Source organism: Gordonia mangrovi, assembly GCF_024734075.1.
GTDB lineage: Bacteria > Actinomycetota > Actinomycetes > Mycobacteriales > Mycobacteriaceae > Gordonia > Gordonia mangrovi.
Window position 1 is genome coordinate 4,457,936 of sequence record NZ_CP102850.1, and the last position, 23,170, is coordinate 4,481,105.

At 67.1% G+C, this 23,170-nt stretch carries 22 protein-coding genes; 13 read left to right on the forward strand and 9 right to left on the reverse strand.

The genetic code is table 11. The features are described 5' to 3' along the window. Positions 1-36 precede the first annotated feature (36 nt). From NWF22_RS20205 to NWF22_RS20215, 3 genes are all read left to right on the forward strand, one after another. A complete protein-coding gene (locus tag NWF22_RS20205; protein ID WP_160902690.1) occupies positions 37-2,265 on the forward strand; it encodes a molybdopterin-dependent oxidoreductase in 2,229 nt (742 codons plus the stop codon). 119 nt (positions 2,266-2,384) lie between these two features. Then, positions 2,385-2,846: an acyl-CoA thioesterase gene (locus NWF22_RS20210; RefSeq protein ID WP_160902689.1), complete on the forward strand. Its 462-nt coding sequence runs from the start codon at positions 2,385-2,387 to the stop codon at positions 2,844-2,846. Next, positions 2,843-3,538 (forward strand): DUF8010 domain-containing protein, encoded by a 696-nt coding sequence (locus tag NWF22_RS20215; protein WP_160902688.1) that lies wholly within the window; start codon positions 2,843-2,845, stop codon positions 3,536-3,538. Before NWF22_RS20210 ends, NWF22_RS20215 begins: the two co-directional genes overlap by 4 nt. Before the next feature lie 9 nt (positions 3,539-3,547). Here NWF22_RS20215 and NWF22_RS20220 read toward each other — a convergent pair whose 3' ends face one another. Beyond that, positions 3,548-5,356, reverse strand: coding sequence for a glycoside hydrolase family 13 protein (locus NWF22_RS20220; RefSeq protein ID WP_160902836.1), 1,809 nt, complete (start codon positions 5,354-5,356; stop codon positions 3,548-3,550). Between the two features lie 444 nt (positions 5,357-5,800). After that, positions 5,801-6,241, reverse strand: a complete 441-nt coding sequence (locus NWF22_RS20225) for a globin (RefSeq protein ID WP_160902687.1) — start codon at positions 6,239-6,241, stop codon at positions 5,801-5,803. A 160-nt stretch (positions 6,242-6,401) separates the two neighbouring features. On the opposite strand from NWF22_RS20225, the gene NWF22_RS20230 reads away from it, so the two are divergent. The 3 genes from NWF22_RS20230 to NWF22_RS20240 all read left to right on the forward strand — a co-directional run bounded on the left by NWF22_RS20230 (position 6,402) and on the right by NWF22_RS20240 (position 7,942). Further along, positions 6,402-7,067 carry an HNH endonuclease gene (locus NWF22_RS20230; protein WP_160902686.1) on the forward strand — a complete coding sequence of 222 codons (666 nt, stop codon included), beginning with the start codon at positions 6,402-6,404 and terminating at the stop codon, positions 7,065-7,067. 142 nt (positions 7,068-7,209) lie between these two features. Then, positions 7,210-7,458, forward strand: a complete 249-nt coding sequence (gene ctaJ / locus NWF22_RS20235; protein WP_160902685.1) for an aa3-type cytochrome oxidase subunit CtaJ — start codon at positions 7,210-7,212, stop codon at positions 7,456-7,458. Beyond that, positions 7,445-7,942: a DUF5130 family protein gene (locus NWF22_RS20240; protein ID WP_258321222.1), complete on the forward strand. Its 498-nt coding sequence runs from the start codon at positions 7,445-7,447 to the stop codon at positions 7,940-7,942. Before ctaJ ends, NWF22_RS20240 begins: the two co-directional genes overlap by 14 nt. A 68-nt stretch (positions 7,943-8,010) precedes the next feature. On the opposite strand, the gene NWF22_RS20245 is transcribed toward NWF22_RS20240, so the two are convergent. Then, the gene (locus NWF22_RS20245; RefSeq protein WP_160902683.1) at positions 8,011-9,426 is read right to left on the reverse strand and encodes a cation:dicarboxylate symporter family transporter; all 1,416 of its coding nucleotides are present in this window, start codon (positions 9,424-9,426) and stop codon (positions 8,011-8,013) included. Positions 9,427-9,532: 106 nt separating this feature from the next. Between NWF22_RS20245 and NWF22_RS20250 the strand changes: the two genes are divergently transcribed. Then, positions 9,533-11,149, forward strand: a complete 1,617-nt coding sequence (locus NWF22_RS20250) for a sensor histidine kinase (RefSeq protein WP_160902682.1) — start codon at positions 9,533-9,535, stop codon at positions 11,147-11,149. Next, the gene (locus tag NWF22_RS20255; protein ID WP_160902681.1) at positions 11,146-11,844 is read left to right on the forward strand and encodes a response regulator; all 699 of its coding nucleotides are present in this window, start codon (positions 11,146-11,148) and stop codon (positions 11,842-11,844) included. Before NWF22_RS20250 ends, NWF22_RS20255 begins: the two co-directional genes overlap by 4 nt. A gap of 27 nt (positions 11,845-11,871) precedes the next feature. Here NWF22_RS20255 and pepN read toward each other — a convergent pair whose 3' ends face one another. Beyond that, a complete protein-coding gene (gene pepN / locus NWF22_RS20260; protein WP_160902680.1) occupies positions 11,872-14,478 on the reverse strand; it encodes an aminopeptidase N in 2,607 nt (868 codons plus the stop codon). Positions 14,479-14,597: 119 nt separating this feature from the next. On the opposite strand from pepN, the gene NWF22_RS20265 reads away from it, so the two are divergent. Continuing rightward, positions 14,598-15,230, forward strand: a complete 633-nt coding sequence (locus NWF22_RS20265; protein ID WP_160902679.1) for a mycothiol-dependent nitroreductase Rv2466c family protein — start codon at positions 14,598-14,600, stop codon at positions 15,228-15,230. A gap of 23 nt (positions 15,231-15,253) precedes the next feature. Here NWF22_RS20265 and NWF22_RS20270 read toward each other — a convergent pair whose 3' ends face one another. Continuing rightward, on the reverse strand, positions 15,254-16,294 hold the full coding sequence (locus tag NWF22_RS20270) for a M48 family metallopeptidase (protein WP_160902678.1): 1,041 nt from the start codon (positions 16,292-16,294) through the stop codon (positions 15,254-15,256). Positions 16,295-16,316: 22 nt separating this feature from the next. On the opposite strand from NWF22_RS20270, the gene NWF22_RS20275 reads away from it, so the two are divergent. Both NWF22_RS20275 and NWF22_RS20280 read left to right on the forward strand, forming a co-directional pair. Continuing rightward, complete coding sequence (locus NWF22_RS20275) at positions 16,317-16,793, forward strand: ribose-5-phosphate isomerase (RefSeq protein WP_160902677.1); 477 nt, start codon at positions 16,317-16,319, stop codon at positions 16,791-16,793. A gap of 25 nt (positions 16,794-16,818) precedes the next feature. Continuing rightward, positions 16,819-17,637 (forward strand): Fpg/Nei family DNA glycosylase, encoded by an 819-nt coding sequence (locus NWF22_RS20280; protein ID WP_160902676.1) that lies wholly within the window; start codon positions 16,819-16,821, stop codon positions 17,635-17,637. A 27-nt stretch (positions 17,638-17,664) separates the two neighbouring features. Here the strand turns inward: NWF22_RS20280 and NWF22_RS20285 are convergent, their stop codons facing one another. Continuing rightward, complete coding sequence (locus NWF22_RS20285) at positions 17,665-17,799, reverse strand: hypothetical protein (RefSeq protein WP_258321223.1); 135 nt, start codon at positions 17,797-17,799, stop codon at positions 17,665-17,667. Positions 17,800-17,968: 169 nt separating this feature from the next. Between NWF22_RS20285 and NWF22_RS20290 the strand changes: the two genes are divergently transcribed. Further along, positions 17,969-18,904, forward strand: a complete 936-nt coding sequence (locus tag NWF22_RS20290) for a PE-PPE domain-containing protein (RefSeq protein ID WP_160902675.1) — start codon at positions 17,969-17,971, stop codon at positions 18,902-18,904. Positions 18,905-19,068: 164 nt separating this feature from the next. Continuing rightward, the gene (gene sthA, locus NWF22_RS20295) at positions 19,069-20,520 is read left to right on the forward strand and encodes a Si-specific NAD(P)(+) transhydrogenase (RefSeq protein WP_160902674.1); all 1,452 of its coding nucleotides are present in this window, start codon (positions 19,069-19,071) and stop codon (positions 20,518-20,520) included. 102 nt (positions 20,521-20,622) lie between these two features. On the opposite strand, the gene NWF22_RS20300 is transcribed toward sthA, so the two are convergent. From NWF22_RS20300 to NWF22_RS20310, 3 genes are all read right to left on the reverse strand, one after another. Continuing rightward, positions 20,623-21,345, reverse strand: a complete 723-nt coding sequence (locus NWF22_RS20300; protein ID WP_160902673.1) for a L,D-transpeptidase — start codon at positions 21,343-21,345, stop codon at positions 20,623-20,625. Positions 21,346-21,535: 190 nt separating this feature from the next. After that, the gene (locus NWF22_RS20305) at positions 21,536-22,714 is read right to left on the reverse strand and encodes a lipase family protein (protein ID WP_160902672.1); all 1,179 of its coding nucleotides are present in this window, start codon (positions 22,712-22,714) and stop codon (positions 21,536-21,538) included. A gap of 260 nt (positions 22,715-22,974) precedes the next feature. Then, complete coding sequence (locus NWF22_RS20310; protein ID WP_160902671.1) at positions 22,975-23,160, reverse strand: hypothetical protein; 186 nt, start codon at positions 23,158-23,160, stop codon at positions 22,975-22,977. Positions 23,161-23,170: the final 10 nt, after the last annotated feature.

A 23,170-nucleotide genomic window follows, 5' to 3' on the forward strand; every position in this document is an offset into this window, starting at 1 on the left:
TGACCACGCGGCCCGCCGGTCGGTTTATCGTGAGGCATGGGTCGGACCGCGTTGAGAATCTGTCCGTTGTGCGAGGCAACCTGTGGCCTCACGGTGACCGTCGGCGACGACGGGCGGCTGCTGTCCGCGCGTGGTGACGCCGAGGATGTGTTCAGCCACGGCTATATCTGTCCGAAGGGCGCGAGCCTTCCCGAACTCGACAACGACCCGGACCGGCTCAGCCGGCCGCTGATCCGCCGCGACGGTGAACTCGTCGAAGCAGACTGGTCCGACGCCCTGCAGACCGTCGTGGACCGGGTGGGCGCGATCCGCGCCGACCACGGTGCATCAGCAGTGGGTGTGTACCTGGGCAATCCCACCGCACATACCGTCGCCGGCGCATTGCACGCACCGATGCTGGCGCGCACCCTGGGCACCCCCAACGTGTTCAGTGCCAGCACGTTGGATCAGATGCCCAAGCAGATCGCGCTGGGCTACCTGTTCGGCAATCCGTTCGCCTTCTGTGTTCCCGATCTCGATCGCACCGATCACCTGGTCATCATCGGCGCCAATCCGGTGGTCTCCAACGGGAGTGTCACCACCGCCGCGGATTTCCCGGGGAAGTTGGCCGCGCTGCGCAAACGTGGTGGTCACCTCACCGTGATCGATCCGGCCCGGACCCGGACCGCGAAGCTCGCCGACACCCATCTGGCGCCGCGGCCCGGCACCGATGCCGCCCTCCTGTTCGGGGTGGTGCACACCCTGTTCGACGAGGACCTGATCGCCGCCGACCTGGGCGGGATCGCCCAGTACGTCAGCGGTGTGCAGGAGCTGCGTGACCGGTCGGGCGACTTCGCGCCAGAACGGGTCGCAGCCCACTGCGGCGTGTCGGCCGCCGAGATCCGCGAACTCGCACGCGGGATCGCCGCGGCACCGTCGGCAGCCGTCTACGGGCGGATGGGCACCACCACCGTCGAATTCGGCACCGTCACCAGCTGGCTCATCGATGCCGTCAACATCCTCACCGGCAATCTCGACCGGCCGGGCGGCGTGATGTTCCCGACCCCGCCCACGGCGCCGGCGCCGCGTCCGCCCCGGCCGGGACGCCCGTTCCGCACCGGCCGGTGGCGAAGCCGGGTATCGGGCCACCCCGAGGTGGCCGGCGAACTGCCGTCGGCTGCGCTGGCGGAGGAACTCGACACACCTGGCGACGGGCAGATCCGCGCGCTGTTCACCATCGGTGGCAACCCCGTGCTGTCGGCTCCCGACGGCGAGCGCCTCTCCCGCGCCCTCGACGCCGCCGACCTCATCGTCTGTGTCGATCCCTACCTCAACGAGACCACCCGGCACGCCGATGTCATCCTTCCGCCGCCCCCGTCCTCGGCCAGCCCCCACTTCGACTTCCTCCTCAACAATCTCGCGGTACGTGCGACGGCGCGCTACTCGCGACCGGTCAGCCCACTCGGCGACGGCCGGCCCGGCGAGTCGGAGATCCTGTGCAGGCTCATCCTGGGGTTGAGCGGCGCCGGCATCGATGCCGACCCGATGCTGGTCGACGAGCAGGCGATCGTCGCGACCCTCGGCAAGGAGGTGGCCGATCCGTACTCGCCTGTCGCCGGCCGTGACACCGGCGACATGGTGGCGATGTTGCCCGACGCCCCCGGATATGAGCGGCGTCTGGACATGATGTTGCGCCTCGGTGCCTATGGCGACGCCTTCGGGAGCCGGCCGGACGGGATCACTCTCGCCGATGTGCTGGCCGCACCCCACGGCATCGACCTCGGGCCGATGCGGCCGCGATTGCCCGGGGTCTTGCGTACGGAGTCGGGGACCATCGAACTCGCTGCCGACGACCTGATCGCCGACGTGGACCGGCTGCGCGAGACCCTCGATCGCTCCACGGCGGGATTGGTGCTGATCGGGCGCCGCAACCTACGGTCCAACAACAGCTGGATGCACAACCTGACCGCCTTGTCGGGCGGCAGCAATCGCTGCACCCTCTATGTGCACCCCGACGACGCGAACCGGTACGGCATCGACGACATCGCCGTCGTCCGAGGTCCCGGAGGTGAGCTGAAGGTGCCGGTGGAGATCAGCACCGACATCCTGCCCGGCGTCGTGTCGCTGCCGCACGGCTGGGGCCACGACCTCGCCGGCACCCGATTGTCGGTCGCCGCGGGCGCACCGGGTGCCAATGTGAATCAGCTCAACGACGGCACGCTGATGGATCCGCTGTCGGGGACGGTCACCCTCAACGGCCTGCCGGTGGAGATCGCCCCGGCCTGAACGGCGCTGCCTGAACTGCACTCGAGGTCCACGTCGCCGGGTGCGTAGGGTTGGGGCGCAGCCGGAACAGGACCGGTGCCGTCGGGAATGCGGTCGTATCGACGTCAGGGAGGAGTCGCGTGCTCTACGAGGACGAGGGAACCACAACCGAGGCCGGCTATGTGGTGCGAGTGCCCGTCCGCTGGTCGGACATGGATGTCTTTGCGCACATCAACCACGCGCGGATGGTGACATTGCTCGAGGAGGCACGAATCCCGTGGTTGTTCTACGACGAGCGACCGACCGCGGCCCTGCGCGAGGGATGCGTGGTGGCCGACCTCCATGTCCGATACCGCGAGCAGGTGCGTCACGACGAGGGACCGATCGTGGTCACTATGTTCGTCGAGCAGCTGCGGGCCGTCGACTTCACCGTCGGCTACGAGGTCCGGCGTGGCACCGACGGGCCCGACGCCAAACCGGCGGTCACCGCCACCACGCAGCTGGTGGCCTTCGACGTCGACGCGCAACGTCTGCGTCGGCTGACCGCCGCGGAGAAGGCCCATCTGGGGTCGTTCCGGCGCGATCATCAGGTGAATCGATGAGTGAGCCCGAACGGCACATCACGCTGGCCGGCGTCGCCGACCGCGCCGATGCCGTGGCGTTTCTGGGGCGCGCACTCCGACTCGACGACGCCGCTGTGGTCCGGTTGGCCGCGCGGTCCGACGGACTCATCGGCCTATGGGTCACCACTGGCTTCGACGTACTCGCCGCCAGGTCGGTGTTCGGTCGGCAGCGGCCCGGCGACATCGTTTGTGACGCAGCCTCATTGCGCACATCGCTGCTGGCGGCCTCACCTGGGGACCAGGTCGACCCTGGCTTCGCGATGGAGAGTGCCTGGCGTGGGGCGCTGCCCGCAACCGGCGGCTTCACCCAGCTCGACGACGTCCCTGCGCGAACGGTCGTCGAGTTGTCGCGTGGCGGTGCGCATCTGGCCCGAAACGAGGGCAGCGCGCACGGGCCGGCGACCGGTCTGCTGGATCAGGACGTTCTCGAGGTCTCCGCCGCAGATTCCGAACGCCGCGCGTCGGTGTCGATGCGATCTCTGTTCGCGCTCACCGCAATGGGATTCATCCGGGATGCGCAGGGTGGTGAGGTCACCGAGACATCGCCGATCGACCTCATCGATGCCGCCGAGCCGGTCCGAATCCGGTTGTCCGGCGCGTGGATTCGTATCGATGCCCGCTTCGGTTCGGTGTTCCAGCGTCGCGAACGGCTCTCGATGACACCTCGGTAGGCGCGCTGCTCACACCAGCCAGGCGGCCGAGTTCGGTGCGAGCTGCCCGTCGATCAGCGGGTAACTCGACAGCAGTACCTCGCCGGGTGGCAGCGGGACCGGCACGTCGGAGGTGTTGAGCGCGCACACCAGATGACCCACCGAGCGGCGGAAGGCCAGACAACCCTCGGGTGCCCCGTACCATTCGACGGTCTCGCCATCGAATTCTGGTCGCTGATAGCGCATCTCGATCGCCTGTCGATACAGCGACAGCGTCGAGCCGACGTCCTCCAATTGCGCCTCGACCGTGAAACGCGTCCATGAGTCGGGGATCGGCAGCCAGGTGTCCGGGGTGGTGCTGAATCCGTAGGGCGGCTCAAATCCTTCCCAGGGCAACGGAACCCGGCATGCGTCACGTCCCCGCTCGGTGTGGCCGGAACGTTCCCACACGGGGTCCTGCAACGCCTCGTCGGGTAGATCGGCGTTCGGCAGGCCCAACTCGGCGCCGTTGTAGATGAACACGGTACCCGGCAAAGCCAGTTCCACCAGGAGCATGGCCCGCGCGCGGAGGATGCCCAGATCGACATCCACCGAACCGGACTCGCCGTCGGAGTCGGTGTCGGCGTCGTCGGTGTCGGCGTCGGCTGGGGTCAGACGGCCGTAGCGGGTCACCTCGCGGTCCACGTCGTGATTGGACAGGGTCCAGGTGGGCGTTCCGCCCACCGACAGCACCGATTCCAGCGAGTTCTCGATGGCGTCGCGGATCGACACCGGGTCGAATGTCGCCTTCGCGAGGCGGAAGTTGAATCCGAGATGCAGTTCATCCGGCCGGAGGTATTCGGCGAATCGCTCGTTGTCGTCGACCCAGATCTCGCCGACATTCGCCGCGCCCGGATACTCGTCGAGCACCGTGCGGATCTTGCGGTGGATGTCGTGCACCGCATAGTTGTTGAACCGCGGGTCATCATCGGAGTTCTGTAGCAACCCGGCGGATTCGACATCCATGTCGGGCAGATCTGCCGGCTTGGCCATGCCGTGGGCGACATCGATGCGGAACCCGTCGACGCCACGGTCGAGCCAGAACCGCAGGGTCTTCTCCAGATCGACGAAGACCTCCGGGTTCTCCCAGTTCAGATCGGGCTGCTCGGCGGCGAAGATGTGCAGGTACCACTGCCCGGGGGAACCGTCCGGGTCGGGCACCCGGGTCCAGGCCGGACCGCCGAACACGCTGTGCCAGTTGTTCGGCGGCTCCTCGCCGTTCTCGCCGCGGCCGTCGCGGAAGATGTAGCGGGCGCGGGCTGCGCTGCCGGGTTCGGCGGCCAATGCCTCGACGAACCACTCGTGCTGGTCGCTGGTGTGGTTGGGGACCAGATCCATCGTCACGCGGATGTCGCGGTCGTGGGCCTCGGCGATCAATTCGTCGAACAGTGCGATGTCACCGAACAGCGGGTCGATGTCGCGCGGATCGGCGACGTCGTAACCATGGTCGGCCATCGGGGAACGCATGATGGGACTCAGCCAGATCGCGTCGATGCCGAGCAGTTCGAGATAGCCGAGTTTGTCGATGACACCGGCGAGATCGCCGACCCCGTCGCCGTTCAGATCGGAGAACGATCTCGGATAGATCTGGTAAAAGATCGCCGATGTCCACCAGGTCGTATCGGACGGATCGAGCTGGGTGGCCTCGGATGGCGGTACCGCGACGACGGTGGATGCCGATGTGTCGTCGGCGACATCCCCCTCGGTGGTGTCATCCTCTTCGGTGGCATCCGCATCAGCGGTGTCGTCGGCGTCGACAGCATCGGCATCGGTGTGCTCGGGCTCTGCCTCGTCGGTCACCTCGTCATCGACCTTCGCACCCTCTTCGGGGGTGTCGGTGTCGTCGGCGTCGTCGGACTCGGCGTCTTCTTCGCCCGTCTCGTCGGGTTCCTGTTCGGAGTCGGCGGAGCCCGCGTCGTCCGCAGCGGTCTCGCCTTCTGCCGTCTCGGGATCTGCGCCGTCTGGATCTGCGCTGTCTGGATCTGCGCTGTGTGGATCTGCGCTGTGTGGATCTGCGCTGTGTGGATCTGGGGCTTCGGGATCCGTCGGACTCGCGGCGGCGGTGTCGGTCTCGCCCTGCGATGCCTGGTCCGCACCGTCTGATTCCGGTGCGGCGGGGCCATCCTTCGATGTCTCGTCGCTCACCGTCGTCATTGTGCCTTACCTGTGTTTTCGGTGAGACGTCCAGGTCGGGTCGGCGCGTCGTGCGATACGCGCCGCGTGTCGCCCGTACGCGAGGCCGTATTACACAGGCGAGTTCATCATCGAGTTCGCGGCCATCTCCATGTAGTCGACGAGTGCCCGGCGGTGTGCGTCGTCGAGAGTCTCGGCGTCGATCGAGGCGATGGCGATGTGCATACAGCGCAGCCATGCGTCGCGCTCCATCGGACCGACCCGGAACGGGTGATGACGCATGCGCAGCCGCGGGTGGCCACGCTCGTCGGAGTAGGTCCGCGGGCCGCCCCAATACTGCTCGAGGAACATCCGCAGGCGGCGTTCGGCCGGACCCAGATCCTCCTCCGGATACAGCGGCCGCAGAACTTCGTCGGCGGCCACCTCCTCGTAGAACTTGGCGGTCAGCTTGCGAAATGTCTCTGCGCCGCCGACCTCCTCATAGAAGGTTCGCTGCGTCGCGGGTGTGCTCGGTTGAATACCGCCGGGGACCTGACTGCTCACGGACCCCATTGTCCTGACCACCCGGGCACTCATCAACATCGCGAGTCGGCGCGGGCTCGCGTCATCGGTTGTTCACGTTGCCGACCTGCATGGACACGCAGAATTGTCGTGCAAACGGGTCTGTTCCGTGGTCAACTTGACCTCGTCGGTGTTGAGGTGGGAGACGCGTATGAAGTCCAGGAACGCAACGAAGGTGACCTCGGTCGAAGGCGCCCAGTCGCGTGTCCGCGCACTCACCACCGTGCCGGGGGGTCGTGATGCCGATGCGGTGGCCCATATCGGCCCACCGATAGCCTCGTCTCCCGCCGGTACATCGTTATGGGGACGTCGCCGCGTCCTGTTGCTCAACGCAACCTACGAGCCGCTCACCGCGGTCTCCCTGCGCAGGGCGATTGTCCTGGTCTTGCGGGAACGGGCCGATGTGGTGCACGCCGACGACACCGGCCTGCTGGTCCACTCGGCCGACCTCTCGGTGCCGGTGCCCTCGGTCATCCGGCTGCGCTCCTATGTGAAGGTCCCGTATCGGGCGGTCATCCCCATGACCCGCGCCGCGCTGATGCATCGCGACCGGTTCCGCTGCGGCTACTGTTCGGCCAAGGCGACCACCATCGACCACGTGGTGCCGCGCAGCCGCGGCGGGGCGCACTCCTGGGACAATTGCGTGGCCTGCTGTGCGGGTTGCAACCACCGCAAGGCCGACCGCCTGCTCAGCGAGTTGGGGTGGAAGTTGCGCACCACCCCGTCGGCCCCGAAGGGACGTCACTGGCGGCTGCTCGCCACGATCAAGGACATCGATCCGGTGTGGACGCAGTACATCGATGCCGGTGCCGCCTGATCGCCTCCGCGCATCTACGACGCGCTGTAGGGGTCGGTGCCCGCGTCGTCACCCGGTGGGCTAGATTGATCACACGACCTGCACCGCAGTCGGCTGCAGGTGCCGGCAACAGCCCTCAGCATCAACTGATCGAAAGGGTGGCATGAACAACCTGATCGTCGCCATCGGAGTGCCCGTCACGATCATCTGTGTTCTGTTCGTCATCGGCTGCGTCGTCGCGATGGCCGTCCCGAACGACGTGAAGTACCCGAAGGTGCAGAACTACACCCTCGACCAGCAGTGGGAGCATGATCCGCTGTTGTTCAGTGCCACTGACATCGAGCCGATGGCGCTGGCACATCATGCAGAAGCGACCGACGCGGACGGAGGTTCGGCCAGTGGCAAGTGGTGAGGTGGTATCCGGACAGCACGGTGACGTCGCTGTCGCCTCGGAGGCGACGAGTGCACTGCCGATCGGCACGGTGGTCACCAACGGCGGACGGGTGTCGGCGACCCGCTTCCCGGGGCAGGCGCCCACGACGCCGCCGTTCACCCGGGAGGAACTCATCGGCCTCGACGACGCCCTGAAGGCGGCGAGCGAGAAGGCCCATGTGCGGTTCTCGGTGTTCATCGGCGAACTCGGCGCCGACGCCGTCGCCGACGCCCGCGCCGTGTTGCTGAGCGCCCCCGAGCCGGCCCACGGCGCATTGATCGCGGTGTCGCCGAACAGCCATGACGTCGTGGTGGTGTCCGGTGTGGACGTTGCCGACCGCGTCAACGACCGCGTCGCCCAGCTGGGCGTCACCGCGGCGGTCACCAGCTTCCGCCAGGGCGACCTGATCGACGGTCTGATCGCAGCGCTGCGCGTGATGTCCACCGCAGCCGCAGCTTCCTGACCCGCACGCACGATTTCGGCCCGCTCACCTTCTGGTGAGCGGGCCGAAGTGATTTCTGGCCGGAACCGCTAGTGCGTGAGGGCGGCGGGTGCGCGTGGTGCGGTGTCGTCCGGGAGTTGGTCGACGGGGTCGTCATCGACCATGTCGGCCTCATTGAATGGTGCGCGCCCGCTCAACACATCGCCGACCCGATCGCGATTGATCGTCGACGTCCAGGAGCCGACGAGCAGGGTGGCCACCGCGTTGCCGGAGAAGTTGGTGACCGCGCGGGCCTCGGACATGAACCGGTCGATGCCGACGATGAGGCCGACGCCGTCGAGCATCTCCGGGCGATGCGCCTGCAGGCCACCGGCGAGGGTGGCCAATCCGGCGCCACTGACCCCCGCAGCACCCTTGGAGGCGATGATCATGAATGCCAGCAGGCCGATCTGTTCGCCGAGGGACAGCGGTGCGCCCATCGCGTCGGCGATGAAGATCGACGCCATCGTCAGGTAGATCGCCGTGCCGTCGAGGTTGAACGAGTAGCCGGTGGGCACCACGACCCCGACGGTGGTCTTCTCGACGCCGAGGTGCTCCATTTTCGCGATCAGACGTGGCAGCGCCGACTCCGACGACGAGGTGGCAAAGATCAGCAGATATTCGCGGGCCAGGTACCGCACGAGGCGGAAGATGGACACCCCGGCAACGGTACGCAGCAGGACGCCGAGTACCCCGAAGACGAACACCACGCACGTGAGGTAGAACGCGAGCATCAGGATCAGCAGTTGTTGGACAGCAGCCCAGCCCGTCTGGCCGACGACGTTGGCGATCGCGCCGAAGGCGCCGATCGGTGCGATCCACAGGATCATCGACAGCACCTTGAAGACCAGCTTCTGGAAGTAGGAGATCGCCGTCAGGATCGGTTCACCGGTGCGGCCCATGGCCTGGATCGCGAAGCCCACCAGTAGTGCCACGAACAGCGCCTGCAACACGTTGCCCGCGGTGAGTGACGAGAGCATCGAGGTCGGGATGATGCTTTCGATGAAGGCCATCGTGCCGCCCGACTCGTGTGCCTTGGCCGCTTGTTCGGCGCCGACGCCGGCGGTTGCGGTGATGTCGAGACCTCCGCCCGGTTGGATCATGTTGCCGACCGCCAGCCCGATGGCCAACGCGATTGTCGACATCGCGAGGAAGTAGACGAATGCCAGCCCGCCGACCTTGCCGACGGTGGCTGCCTTGCGCACCGAACCGATGCCGAGAACGATCGTGCAGAAGATGACCGGCGCGATCATCATCTTGATGAGGCTGACGAACATCGTCCCCAGCACGCCGAGCTCCTGACCGACCTCGGGCCAGACCATCCCGACGACCACACCTGCCACGACCGCGGCGATGACCGCGATGTAGAGCCAATGCGTACGATCTCGCTTCCTGGAGAGCACTGGTAGGTCGGCTGTGCTCGGCTGGTCGTCGGGCAGCGGACCCGACCGCGGGCGGAGGTTCATCGGCGATTCCTTTCGTCGTGCGCTGCAGGGAGCGTCTGGTGTGTGGTGTAGGAATTGTTTCCAGGGCCGGTGACCTGGGTCACGATTGATTTCATTACGTTCAGCGATGCCGAGTTCGGCGGGAGGGCAGCTCGTGAGACGCCTGATTCCCCGTACGCTCGCCGGTCAGGCGGTCGCGTGGCTGTTGGCGCTGGTCGCGGTGATCGTGGCGGCCGGCAGCGTGCTGGCCGCCATCGACGCGCGGATCGACGGAGACCGCGCCGCGCGACAAGAGGTGACGGCGGTGGCGGTGAGTCTCGCCGATGCACCGTCGACCGCCGCCGCGTTGACATCCGACGACCCGGCGGCGGCCCTGCAACCGGTCACCGAACAGGTCCGCGGTGCCACCGGCGTCGCATTCATCACGATCATGGCGCCCGACGGCACCCGCTACACCCACACCGACCCGGAGATGATCGGTGGCACGTACCTCGGGACGCGCAGCGAGGCACTTCGTGGCGAGGTGTTCACGGAGACCTACCCGGGCACATTGGGGCCGTCGATCCGGACGATCGTGCCGGTCTACGACGATGCCGGGAACATCGTCGGGTTGGTTGCGTCCGGGATCACCCAGCAGTCGCTGTCGGTCGGGTGGCGGGCGCAGCTACCGTTGATCATCTCGATTGCCTCGATCGCCCTGGCGACCGCGGGTGTGGGGCTGTGGTTGATCCGACGACGGCTCCTGCGTCAGACCGGTGGGCTGGCGCCCGAGGAGCTACGGGTTATGTACGAGCATCACGATGCCGTGCTGCATGCGATGCGAGAGGGACTGGTGGTGACCGAGGGCGGACGGTTGGCATTGGTCAACGACGAGGCGCGCCGCCTACTCGACCTGGACGCCGACCGTGACGGCGACGTGACCGATCTGGACGACCGACCCGAGTTCCTGGACGGTGACGACTCCCCGATGGTCGACGTCTCGTATGTGCAGGGTGGTCGGACCCTGGTGGTCAGCCGGTCCCCGGTCCCGGGCGGGCGGGGCTCGGCGGTGGTGACAGTGCGCGACCGGACGGAACTGTCCGCGGCGGTGGGTGAATTGGACTCGATGACACGTTTCGCCGAAGCGCTGCGCTCACAGGCACACGAGTCCGCCAATCGGCTGCACACGATCGTCGCGATGATCGAGATGGGCCGCAGCGAGGACGCGGCGCGACTGGCGACGTCAGAGCTACAGCTGTCCCAACGACTCGTAGACGAGATGTCCGACGCCGTCGGGGAACCGGCGCTGGCCGCCCTGCTGTTGGGCAAGGTGGCGCAGGCATCCGAGCGCGGGATCGCGTTCGCGTTGACCGAGGATTCCCAACTGCACGACGACGCGACACAGCTGCTGGCGGTCGGCGAGATGATCACCGTGGTCGGCAATCTCATCGACAACGCACTCGACGCGGTGGACCCGGACGATCCGTGGGTGGAGGTGACGGTGATCGGTGATGCATCGTCTCTGCGGGTCGTGGTGGCCGACAGCGGGCCGGGGATGGACCCGCAACTCTTTCGGGCCGCGCAGGCCCGGGGCTACTCGACGAAGACCGGTGGGGATGCGGCCGGACGGGGTCTGGGGCTGGCACTGGTGGCGCAGGTCGTGGCGCGGCACGGTGGATCGCTGACGGCCGAGAACTCCTATGGCTCGGTGGTCGCGGTGACGATCGGAGAGCCTGGCGAGCGAACAGGCAGGAGCCCGGGATGATTCGTGTGCTGATCGTCGAGGACGAACCACTGATCGCCGCGGCTCACCGTGAATATCTCACCCGCATGGGCGGATTCGAGATCGTGGCGACCACGCCGACCGCACAGGAGGCGTTGCGGGCGGCGCGGTCGGCGACCGCCGACGGTGCACCGGTGCAGTTGGTGCTGCTGGACCTCGGGTTGCCGGACGCGCAGGGGGTCGACCTGGCCTCGGCGCTGTCGGGGATCCGGCCCGATCCCGACATCATTGCGATCACCGCTCAGCGTGACCTCGCGACGGTCCGTAGTGCGATGGCACGCGGTGTGCTGTTGTATCTGCTCAAACCGTTCGCGTTTGCGGCGTTTCGTGCGAAGGTGCAGCAGTATCTCGACTATCGCGAGGCGTTGGGGGGCGGTGGGGACGCGGTCAGTCAGCGGGACGTCGATCGTGCGGTGGCCGCACTGCGTACCGCCGATGTGCGCGCCACCGCGTCAAAGGGCGCCGCCCCGCAGACCTTCGATGCGGTCGGTCGGGCGGTGCGGGATAGTGAAGCGGGCTTGACCGCGTCCGAAGCGGCTGCCGCACTGGGCAGTTCGCGGGTCACGGCCTGGCGATATCTGGAGCGGCTGGCCGACGACGGTGTGGTGGAACGGATCACCGAGTACGGCAATACCGGCCGGCCCCAGGTGCGCTACCGCTGGCGGTCGCGCACCTGAACCGGGTCGGCGTGGGTCGGTTCGCCGTCAGGACGCCGATTCGGCGTCGTAACGGCGGGCCCGCAGCGAGCGGGCCACGGTGTCGCGGCCCTCCGAGATCAACCGCTTCAGGGCGGGGGGATGATCGGCCCCGAGGAATTGGTCGGCGGCCGACAGCGCGCTCTCGTCGATGGCCCAGTGCGGGTAGAGCCCGATGACGGCGGTCTGCGCGACCTCACTCGAGCGCCGGGCCCAGATCTCCGGCACGGCGGCGAAGTACTTGGCCACGTAGTCGGTCAGCAGATCGCCCTGTCCCGGCCGCGCGAAGCCCTCGATCATGGTGCGGGTGTAGATGTTCGACAGCGAGTCATCCTCGGTGGCCTGCCGCCACGCCTCGGCCTTGGCCTCGGCGAGCGGTCGTGATGAGCGGGCCGCGGCGGCCTGCCGCTGGCCGGTGGCCGTGTTGTCCCGGGCTGCCTCCGCGTCGATCACCGGGGAGGCGCTCGCATCGGCGTCGATCGCACCGACGGTCGCCAGCGCACGCACCAGTTTCCACCGCATGTCGGTGTCCACCACCAGCCCGGTCAGGCCGTGGTCGGCCGGCTCGGCGCCGTCGAGAAGTGCTTGCACCACCGGGACCTGGTCATCGTTGAGCCGGCCGGCCAGCAGGGTGTTGACGAAGGCGAGTTGGTGATCGGAGCCGTCGTCGGCGCCACGGGCCAGTTCGAGGAGGCGGGCGCTGAAGGTGGGCCTGCCCACCGACGTGACCCACTCCGGATCGGCATAGGCCTCCAGCGCACTGGTGGCCTGCATGAGGACCCGCTGCACCACACCGATCTCGGATTCGGCGGCGATGCCGCGGGAGACGAGTTCGATGAAGTCGCGGGCGGCCATCTCGGCCTGGCGCGTCATCTCCCAGGCGGCCGACCACACCAGCGTCCGCGGCATCGGATCGGCGATGTCACCGATGCGGGCGGTCGCGGTCGCCAGCGACTCGGGATCGAGGCGCACCGATGCGTAGGTGAGGTCGTCGTCGTTGAGTAGCACCAGCGCACCGCGGCCGACCCCGACGAGTTCGGCGACGTCGGTACGCTCGCCCTCCACGTCGAGTTCCGCGCCGGCCGTGCGGACCAGCGAACCGGATCCGTCGTCCTCGTACACACCCACGCGCAGGCGGTGTACCCGGGTCTCACCGGCGCCGGGGGCAGCGCCGCCCTGGAGGATGGTGAACCGGGTGAACTTCCCGTCGCCGTCGACCTCGAAGTCCGGTCGCATCACATTGATGCCGGTCGTCTTGAGCCACTGGGTGCCCCAATCGGACAGGTCGCGCCCCGACGACTTCTCCAGTGCCGACAGCAGATCGGAGAAGGTGGCATTGCCGAACTGGTGCGCGGCGAAGTAGTCCCGCAGACCGGCGAGGAAGTCCTCCAGACCCACATAGGCGACCAGCTGCTTGAGGACCGATGCCCCCTTGGCATAGGTGATCCCGTCGAAGTTCACCTCGACGGCCGCGATGTCGGGGATGTCGGCGGCCACGGGATGGGTCGAGGACAACTGGTCCTGCCGGTAGGCCCACGACTTCTCGACGTTGGCGAAGGTGGTCCATGCGTTGGCGTACTCGGTGGCCTCCGACTGGCACAGCACCGACGCGAAGGTGGCGAAGGATTCATTGAGCCACAGGTCGTCCCACCAACCCATGGTGACCAGGTCGCCGAACCACATGTGCGCCATCTCGTGCAGCACGGTTTCGGCGCGACGTTCGTAGAGGTACTTGGTGACACGCGACCGGAAGACGTAGTCCTCGAGGAAGGTGACCGCGCCGGCATTCTCCATGGCGCCGGCATTGAACTCCGGCACGAACAGCTGATCGTACTTGCCGAATGCGTAGGGAATGCCGAAGTTCTTGTGGTAGAAACCGAATCCCTGTTTGGTCTCGGTGAACAGGCGGTCGGCGTCCATGTGCTCGGCGAGCGAGGAGCGGCAGTAGATGCCCAGCGGGATGGTGCCGTGATCGTCGCTGTAGGTGTCGGTCCACTCCGCGTAGGGGCCGGCGATCAGCGCGACGAGATAGGTACTCATCAGCGGTGTCTCGCGGAACCGATGGACGCGCTCTCCGTTCGGTCCGATCTCGGCCTGCAGCGTGTTCACCACGGCCGCGTTCGAGATCACCTTCCAGTCCTCGGGTGCGGTGACGGTGATGGTGTAGGTGGCCTTGAGATCGGGCTGGTCGAAGCAGGCGAACATGCGCTTCGCGTCGGCGGTCTCGAACTGCGAGTACAGGTAGACCGAGTCGTCGGTGGGATCGACGAAGCGGTGCAGACCCTCACCGGTGTTCGAATACGCACAATCGGCCACCACGGTCAGGGTGTTCTCGGCAGCGAGCGACGCCAACCGGATTCCGACGGATTCGTCGAAGTCGGAGACGTCGAGGTCGGTGCCGTTGAGCGTCGCCGAGATGAGGGTCGGGGCGACCAGGTCGATGAAGCTGTCGGCACCCGGGGTTGCGGTGAAAGTCACGGTCGTCACCGACCGGAACGTCCCGGCACCGGGTTTGCCGGCGCCGTCGGTCAGGTCGAGTTCGATCGCGTAGTTGCCGACGTCGACCGTCGCCGCGCGCTCGCGTGCTTGGTCTCTGGTCAGGTTCGGAGCAGTCACAGTCGGGTCCATCCACCTCTCGAATCGCGGTCCGCTGGCCAGCTTAACGGGAATGATCCGCGCGTCAGGTGGTTGGAGTCGGGGAGAGGCTTTGTCCACGACACCGAAAGGCGCAGTCGATGACAGCGGAAACGCACACACCAGGTCAGCAGCGGGATCGAGTGGACTTCTGGTTCGACCCGTTGTGCCCGTGGTGCTGGATCACCTCGCGATGGATCCTGGAGGCCGAGCAGGTACGCCCGATCGAGGTGAATTTCCACCTGATGAGCCTGGCCGTGCTCAACGAGAACAAGGACATTCCCGCGGAGTACCGCGAGAAGCTCAAGGACGCCTGGCGTCCCGTGCGGGTGATCGCGGCGGCGGTCGCCGAGCAGGGTGAGGAGATCCTCGCGCCGATCTACACCGCGATGGGCACTCGGCTGCACAACAAGGGCATCTCCGATCTCGACCAGGTGATCGCCGAATCGCTGGCCGAGGTGGGTCAGGACGGATCGCTCGCCGCGGCGGTGGAGTCCGATGAGTTCGACGACTACATCCGCACCAGTCATCACGAGGGGATGGACAAGGTCGGCGACGACGTCGGCACGCCCACCATCCATGTCAACGGCACCGCATTCTTCGGGCCGGTGCTCTCGCGTATCCCGCGGGGCGACACCGCGGGCACCGTGTGGGACGGGGCGGTCGCGCTGGCGTCTTATCCGCACTTCTTCGAGCTCAAGCGCTCCCGGCACGAGTCGCCCGAGTTCGACTGAGCCCGGGGCGCCGCAGGCGGGTGTCAGAGTCGGGGCGGCATCTGGAGGCCGTTGGGCAGCGAACCGCCGGCGACCGCGGCGGGATGGGGTGGAGGTGGCACCGCGGCGACGTTGCCGCTGCCCACCCCGCGCACGATTCGGCGAGGGCGCAACAGCATGGCTCCCGGCCGGGTGCGGTCCCGCAGTGCGGCCGCCCGCCAGGTGAGCACCGGATGGGTCGACAGTGCGTTGCTCGCCCAGGTGAAGAAGCCGTGCTCATGGGTGGCGCGATCGGCGAACTGGTCGAAATCCACCGCTGACAGCATGTACTTGCCCGCCGACAGGACTCCGATGACACCGGGCGCCCCGGCAGGCCGGGTGTAGTAGCCGTAGTTGTCGGCGGTGTACTCCTGTGCCCGGGACAACGCGGAGCCGACGATGGGGATGTTCATCCCGACGCTGGTGGCCAATTGCCGCCAGTACGACGTGTGTCCCGCGGCGATGTGGCCCACCTCGTGGCCGATGATGAACTCCAGGGCCTGCGGGTCGCGGGCGCGTCCGCCCACCTCGAACAGGTCGGAATACACCACCACGAAACGGCGGAATCCGTGTCCAGAGGCGAACGCGTTGATCATGCCGTTGCCCAGCACCACATACGCGTCGGGGACGTATTCCATGCCGTATCGAGCGGCGGCCTCCACCACCATCCGGTGCCCCTCGGCGAACTGGGTGGGCGTCATCTGTACGCCGTTGACCCGAGGCTGCGCGTAGGTCAGACCGCGGATCAGCAGCAGGACCAGTGGGAGCGCCAACAGGAAGAGGAAGTAGTCGCTGAAGGTCCCCAGGACCACCAGCCAGACAATGGCGAGATACGCCAGCAGGGTCACCGAGATGACGGCGATGAGCATGGGTATCTCCCATGGATGCAGACGTGGACGTCCCGCATACCGGGCCGGTGGCAGCCAGTACCCGCTGCGGGCGGCCGCACCCGCGGTGGTCGGGTGGTCGCCGCCGAACCCGGTGATCTGACCGGGGGAGGCATCGGCGACGCCGGGAACATTGGGGATCGGCGATTGTGCGTCCACGCGACCAATCTATAGTGGCGCCATGCGTGTCTACCTCGGTGCCGATCATGCCGGATTCGAACTGAAGAACCTCATAGCCGATCATCTGCGGTCGGCCGGCCACGAGGTCGTGGACTGTGGGGCGCACGTCTACGATGCGCTCGACGACTACCCGGCATTCTGCATCGAGGCGGCGAGCCGCACCGTCGCCGATCCCGGCAGCCTGGGAATCGTGTTGGGCGGCAGCGGCAACGGCGAGCAGATCGCGGCGAACAAGGTTCCGGGGGCGCGGTGCGCATTGGCCTGGAGCGTGGAGACCGCACAGCTGGCCCGACAGCACAACAATGCCCAGCTCATCGGGATCGGTGGGCGGATGCACAGCACCGACGAGGCGTTCGCGATCGTGGACGCCTTCATCGCGACCGCCTGGTCGTCCGAACCCCGGCATCAGCGTCGGATCGATATTCTCGCCGACTACGAACGCAGCGGTGAGGCGCCGCCGGTTCCCGGCGCCAACTGATCGAAACGACCGCGGCACAGCTCGTATGCCCGAGGGTCACACCCTGCATCGGCTGGCGCGGCGCCAGCAGCGGGTCTTCGGCGGTGCACCGGTGCGTGTGTCCAGTCCGCAGGGCCGGTTCGTCGAGGGTGCCGCCGACGTCGACGGCATGGTCTTCGCCAAGGCGGAGGCGTGGGGCAAGCATCTGATCCAGCACTTTCGTCCGGTCGGCACGACCGCGCGGACGGGCCGACGGATGATTCACGTGCACCTGGGTCTGTACGGGAGTTTCACCGAGGCGCCGGCGCCCCTGCCGCCCCCGGTGGGCCAGGTGCGCCTACGTATCGAGGGCCACCAGGTCGGCACCGATCTACGTGGGCCCACGGCATGTGAGCTGTTCACCGCGGCCGACCTCGACGACCTGATCGCTCGGCTGGGACCCGACCCGCTGCGCCGCGATGTCGATCCCGCTCGCATGCTCGCGGCCATCGCACGTTCGCGCCGACCCATCGGCGCACTGCTGATGGACCAGAAGGTCATCGCCGGGATCGGCAACGTCTACCGTGCAGAGGTGTTGTTCCGCGCCCGGATCGATCCGTATCGCGAGGGGCGGTCCCTGCCGGGCGCCGACGTCGCGGCGATCTGGGAAGACCTGGTGGCGCTGATGCGGATCGGCGTGCGACGCGGCCGCATCCACGTGGTCCGGGCCGAGGACGACCACGGGCCGGGATCATATGCGCCCGACCGTCCGCGCACCTACGTGTATCGGCGTGCCGGCGACCCGTGCCGGATCTGTGCGACGACCGTGCGAACAGCCGAGATGGACGGGCGCAACCTCTACTGGTGTCCGAACTGTCAGGTCTGACGGTTGCGTGCTGGAGAGTGTTGGAGTTCAGCGCAATTCGGCGCGCTGGGCCATGATGAGCAACTCTTCGCGCTGGGTGCGGCTGCCGACGGCGTTGATGCGGTCGTACAGCTTCCGGTTGGTGATGTGGACGAAACGGGCACGCAGACGTGCGATGGACATGCCGGTACAACTTCCTGAATTGACTGTGCTGCTGTGTAGCCATCCTCCGCGTTACGAATGTGTTAATCAACCTGACCGGGCGTGATGTGCCTTACTGCGGTCACGTGCTCACAGGTGCTCCTCAGTGTCGCTCATGCACTTTCACATCGACACGGACAATCATGGGGATATGGGTGGGTTGACTGACGAGATCGGCCGTACCGAGCGCCGCGTGACCCTGTTGGTGGTCGGCGGCACCGGGGAGTCGTTCGCGGACGATCCGCGGACCGAGGTCAGCGGCCTGCTGGCGGGCGTGACCGCCGGCCTCGACGAGCGGTTCCGCAGTCGCTGGGTCGGCTACCCGGCCAGCTATGGCCCCGCGCCCGAACTCGGCGGAATCAGCTACCAACGGAGCGTGCGTACCGGCATCGACAATCTGTCGGCGGTGGTCACCCATACCGACGGCCCGGTGGCCCTCATCGGTTATTCGCAAGGGGCGGTGGTCATTCGACACACCTTGCGAGCACTCGCCGACGCCGGCCACCCGGTGATGGAACGCGTGCTCGCAGTGGGGCTGGTGGCAGATCCACACCAGCCCCCGGGTGCGGTGCCCGGCTGCGACGGCTGGGGAGTAGCCGGGCCGGGACCGGAACTGCCCCGCGGCGTCGACGCCTTCTGGGTCGGTGCGCCCGAGGACATGATCTGCAATGCGTCGGCGGACTCCTTCGTGCGTGACGTGGCCGACATCACTCCCGCCTTCGCGATTGGGCACTGGCATGAGTGGCTTTCGCAGGTCTGGAGGATGCTGCGGAACAACGCATTTCAAAATGCGCAACGGACATCGCCGGGGCTGCGGCAGAGTGTGCGCGACTGTGCGCGATTGGTCGCCGCGGTGCGCGAGGTCCTCGGGTACCTGCCGAGCACCATGCGCTGGGGTGCGTTCGTGGTGCGTAACCGGCGCGGTGGGCGACACACCTCGTACGCACGTGAACCGTATCGTCGGCACTCGCTGACCGACCCGTTCACCACCGGATGCGAGGCGCTGGCGGCGTGGTTGCAGGTGTGCGCCACCTTCTCCGCGGTCGGCGAGGCGTACGAGGCCGGACTCCGCGACCGGGTCGCCTGATCCAGGATCAGCGACACCATTGCTTCGTCGGTGTTAAATCCCGCCGAACGAGTCGCTTTCAGGTCGTGAGCCGCGCCCCGCTGAGCGAGACTGATCGGTGATCAGTTGCGCCGTGAGCCACGTCTTCCGGTGCGTCGAGTACACCCTGACTGGAGACCAAAATCGTGGATCACTTCGACGTCGTCGTCATCGGCTCCGGTCCGGCGGGCCAGAAGGCGGCGATCGCGGCCGCCAAACTGGGTAAGCGGGCGGCGATCGTGGAACGGCGCCACATGGTCGGCGGCGTATGCATCAACACCGGGACGATCCCGTCGAAGACGTTGCGTGAGGCCGTGTTGTATCTGTCCGGGCTCAATCAGCGAGAACTCTACGGTGAGTCCTACCGGCTCAAATCCGACATCACCGTCGCCGATCTCTCCGCCCGCACCATGCACGTGGTGGGCAAGGAGATCGACGTCATCCAGAGTCAGCTGTCCCGCAACTCGGTCACGATGCTCATCGGCAACGCCTACTTCGTCGACCCACACGAGATCGCGATCGAAGACGCCACAGGAGATCTCAAGCGGGTCACCGCAGACCATTTCGTCATCGCGGTGGGCACCCGTCCCGCCCGTCCCTCGACGGTCGAGTTCGACGGGATCACCGTGGTCGACTCCGACCAGATACTGGCCATGGACCGCGTGCCCGGGTCGATGGTGGTGGTGGGTGCCGGGGTCATCGGGATCGAATATGCCTCCATGTTCGCCGCGCTCGGCACCAAGGTGACCGTCATCGAGCAGCGGCCGACGATGATGGACTTCTGCGATCGCGAGATCGTCGAGGCGCTGCAGTACCAGTTGCGCGAGCGCGGCGTGACATTCCGGTTCAGCGAGCACGTGAAGACGGTGGAGAACCATCCGTCCGGCACGCTCACAATTCTGGAGTCGGGCAAGAAGATCCCTGCCGACACGGTGCTCTACTCGGCCGGCCGACAGGGGGTCTCCGACGAACTGCGGGTCGAGGCGGCAGGCCTCACCGCCGATGCCCGGGGCCGGCTGAAGGTCGACGAACACTTCCGTACGACCGTCGATCACATCTATGCGGTCGGCGACATCATCGGCTTCCCCGCGCTGGCCGCGACCTCGATGGAGCAGGGACGGCGGGCCGCCTATCACGCCTTCGACGAACCGGTCGGCGCCACCGACGCCGATCTGCAGCCGATCGGCATCTACGCGATCCCCGAGATCAGCTTCGTCGGCCGCACCGAGGATCAGCTGACCACCGCGAACATCCCGTTCGAGGTGGGCGTGGCCCGATACCGGGAACTGGCACGCGGCGCGATCATGGGCGATTCGTACGGGTTGCTGAAGCTGTTGGTGCATGCCGAGGAACGAACCCTGCTGGGTGTGCATGCATTCGGTAGCAATGCCGCCGAACTGGTCCACATCGGCCAGACGGTGATGGGTCTGTCCGGCACCGTGGACTACCTGGTCGATGCCGTGTTCAACTATCCGACGCTTGCCGAGGGCTACAAGGTGGCCGCTCTGGACGCGGTCAACAAGATGCGTGCGATTGCGCGGGTGCGCTCGGAGGGACACCGCCTTGATCTCGACGCCGGGTCACCCCTACCCGATTGACCCCGCCCGATTGACGCCGCCCGATTGACGCTGCCCGATCGAGGAGACAACGAGAAAGGTCAGGCCCGGACGTCTGTCCGGGCCTGACCTGTGAACGTGCGCTCAGCTGCCGGGGATGTAATCCGGGCCGATGGTGCCGCGGACCACGATCGGGGTGTTGCGCGGAATCGTGTCGAACACCCACTTGCCGTTCGCGGTGCTGATGTTGATGCAGCCGTGGCTCACGTTGCTGCGGCCCTGCTGCTCCACCGACCACGGTGCGGCGTGGATGAAGATGCCATCCCAGGACATGCGGGTCGCGTACTCAACGTAGGTGCGGTAGCCCTCGGCCGAATCGACCGGGACGCCGTACGTGGACGAATCCATGTACATGTCGCGGTAGCTCTCCTTGGTGTAATACACGCCATTGGGAGTCGGGTGCTTGTCGGATCCCATCGAGATCGGCATCGTCTTGACCTGATTGCCGTTGTGCCACCAGGTGATCTGGTGCGTGGCATCGTCGGCGAGCGCAATCCAGCCGGTCGACGTCTGCACGTTGGGAATGGCCGGGCCCTTGGGCGTCTCCGGGGTCGACGGCGTCGGTTTCGGCGTCGTCGGTTCCGGAGTCGGGGTGGTGGTCTCCGGGGTCGACGGGGTGCCGGGCAGCGGCGGGACGCCCGGGATGCTCGGGATCTCCACCGGGGGCAGCCCCGGGATCACGGTGACCGGCGCGGCACCTGCCGTCATCGGCAACATGAGCATCACCGCGACGGCGCCGATCACGGCGGCCACCACACGTCGGGCCGTGCCGCGACGGGCACGACGAGAAGGCTTAGTTGTCAACACAGAGAGACCTTTGCAGTTTGAGGTACTGAAGCGCATCCCCCGGAGCGCGCAACCATCGTTACACAAACGTTGCCATCCGGCCAAAGCCTGGCAGGGTAACAGTCGTCGAACGGTGGACGTCACGGTGGGTGCGCGGGTGAACCGCGTGGTGAGCGGGCCGGGCGGCTATGCAATTGTGATGACCGTCACGTCAGCAGGAACTCGGCGCCGGTACGCCCGCGAACCTGTCCTGCAGATAGCGAAAGGCCGGGAGCAATCCGAGGAGCGCGGCCGACAGATGATCGGGGGACGGCGTCGACAGGCGCTCGACCGGGACGCCCGCACGGCAATACCGGGCGAGTGTGTGGTCGATGGAGGACACCGGGATCAAGGCATCGGTGGGACTGTGCCACTCGAAGATCGGCGTGCGCGGGGTGCCGGGGTAGAGCGACAGACTGTTCTGTTCGACGACCCTGCGCGCCGCGGGGTCGTCGAAGATGGCACGCCCGCCGACAGTGACCTGCTGGGCGTCGTGGCCGGCACCCAGGCGCAGGATGTCGTTCGTGCAGGCGTTGCGCATCCCCAGGTACATCTGCTTGCCCAGCGGCGACAGGTGCTGCCACATCGGGATCTGCTTCGGGTACTCGCGCGACACCCCGATGGCGGCGGCGAAGGCCAGACCGAAGGCCGGGTGCGGGGTGGAGTACCCGAGGCCCTCGGCCATCTCGAGCAGATTCATCGGCACACCGCCGTAGGCGGCACCGGCGATGTCGAGGTCGGGAGCGTAGGTCGGCGCCAACGCGGCCGCCCACGCGGTCGCCATCCCACCTCCGGAGTACCCGGCCAACCCGATCCGTCCATCGGCCACCCCAGCGGGGCGGAATTGTTTCACCGCGCGGATGTTGTCCAGCGTGATCTGGCCGCCGAGCTTCGCGGCGCCATAGGCGCTGCGGGGTCCGAGGTGATCGGGGATGGCGACCGTCCACCCCTGCTGCAGGGCGACATTGAGGCCGGGTGCCTCCCGGATCGCCAGGTTCGGGTCCTGCGTCCAGAGCGCCTGCGACGGTGCGCACTCCAGGCCGGTCGCATTGATGATGTGCTGAAACGACAGCAGTGGACCGTTGACCCGCTTGTGGGTGGGGACCAGGACGGTCGTCACCGCGGCGATCGGCCGGCCCTGGCTGTCCGAGGAACGGAATTTGAGCTGGTAGGTGCGGGCATCGAAGAACGCCGGCGGGTTCGGGCGATCTCGTGCCGCGATGAGAGCACCGGGCGCGAAGGATGCGATGTTGGGTGGCGTGTCGTAGAAGCGGTCGCGCAGCGGGGTGGGCAGGGCGACGTTGTCGGCGCCGGCGTTCGGGGCGCCGATCACCAGCCCGACGACGGTCATGACCGTGGCTGCCAGGATCAGTGCGGCGCGAGGCGCGAAGGGGCCGGAGCGGTTGACGGCACACGGGTGACCGCGACGCTGTTCGAACAAGGTTCCCCCCAGGGACAATGCGGTGTCAGTTCGCGACGGACACCGACCCCCTGGGAACCATCGTCAGACCATCATGGGCCATCGGGCCGCAAAACTGAATGCCCGGGTCCGGAAAATGCGCAGAAACCATCTGCACGCGAGGCTGGTTCGCGTGCAGCGCGGCGAATTTATCAGGCCGGCTGCGGATGCTCGGTGCGCAGGTGACGGGCCGGTTCTGCGCATGACTCGTCACGGCAGACGAGCATCACATCCACTCGAGCGGGGCCGGAACCCGACTGCACCACATCCTTGCGGACGTAGAGGTTGGCTCCACAGCTCGGACACTTGCGCTGGCTCTTGACGTGGCTGGAAGACATACCCCAACCC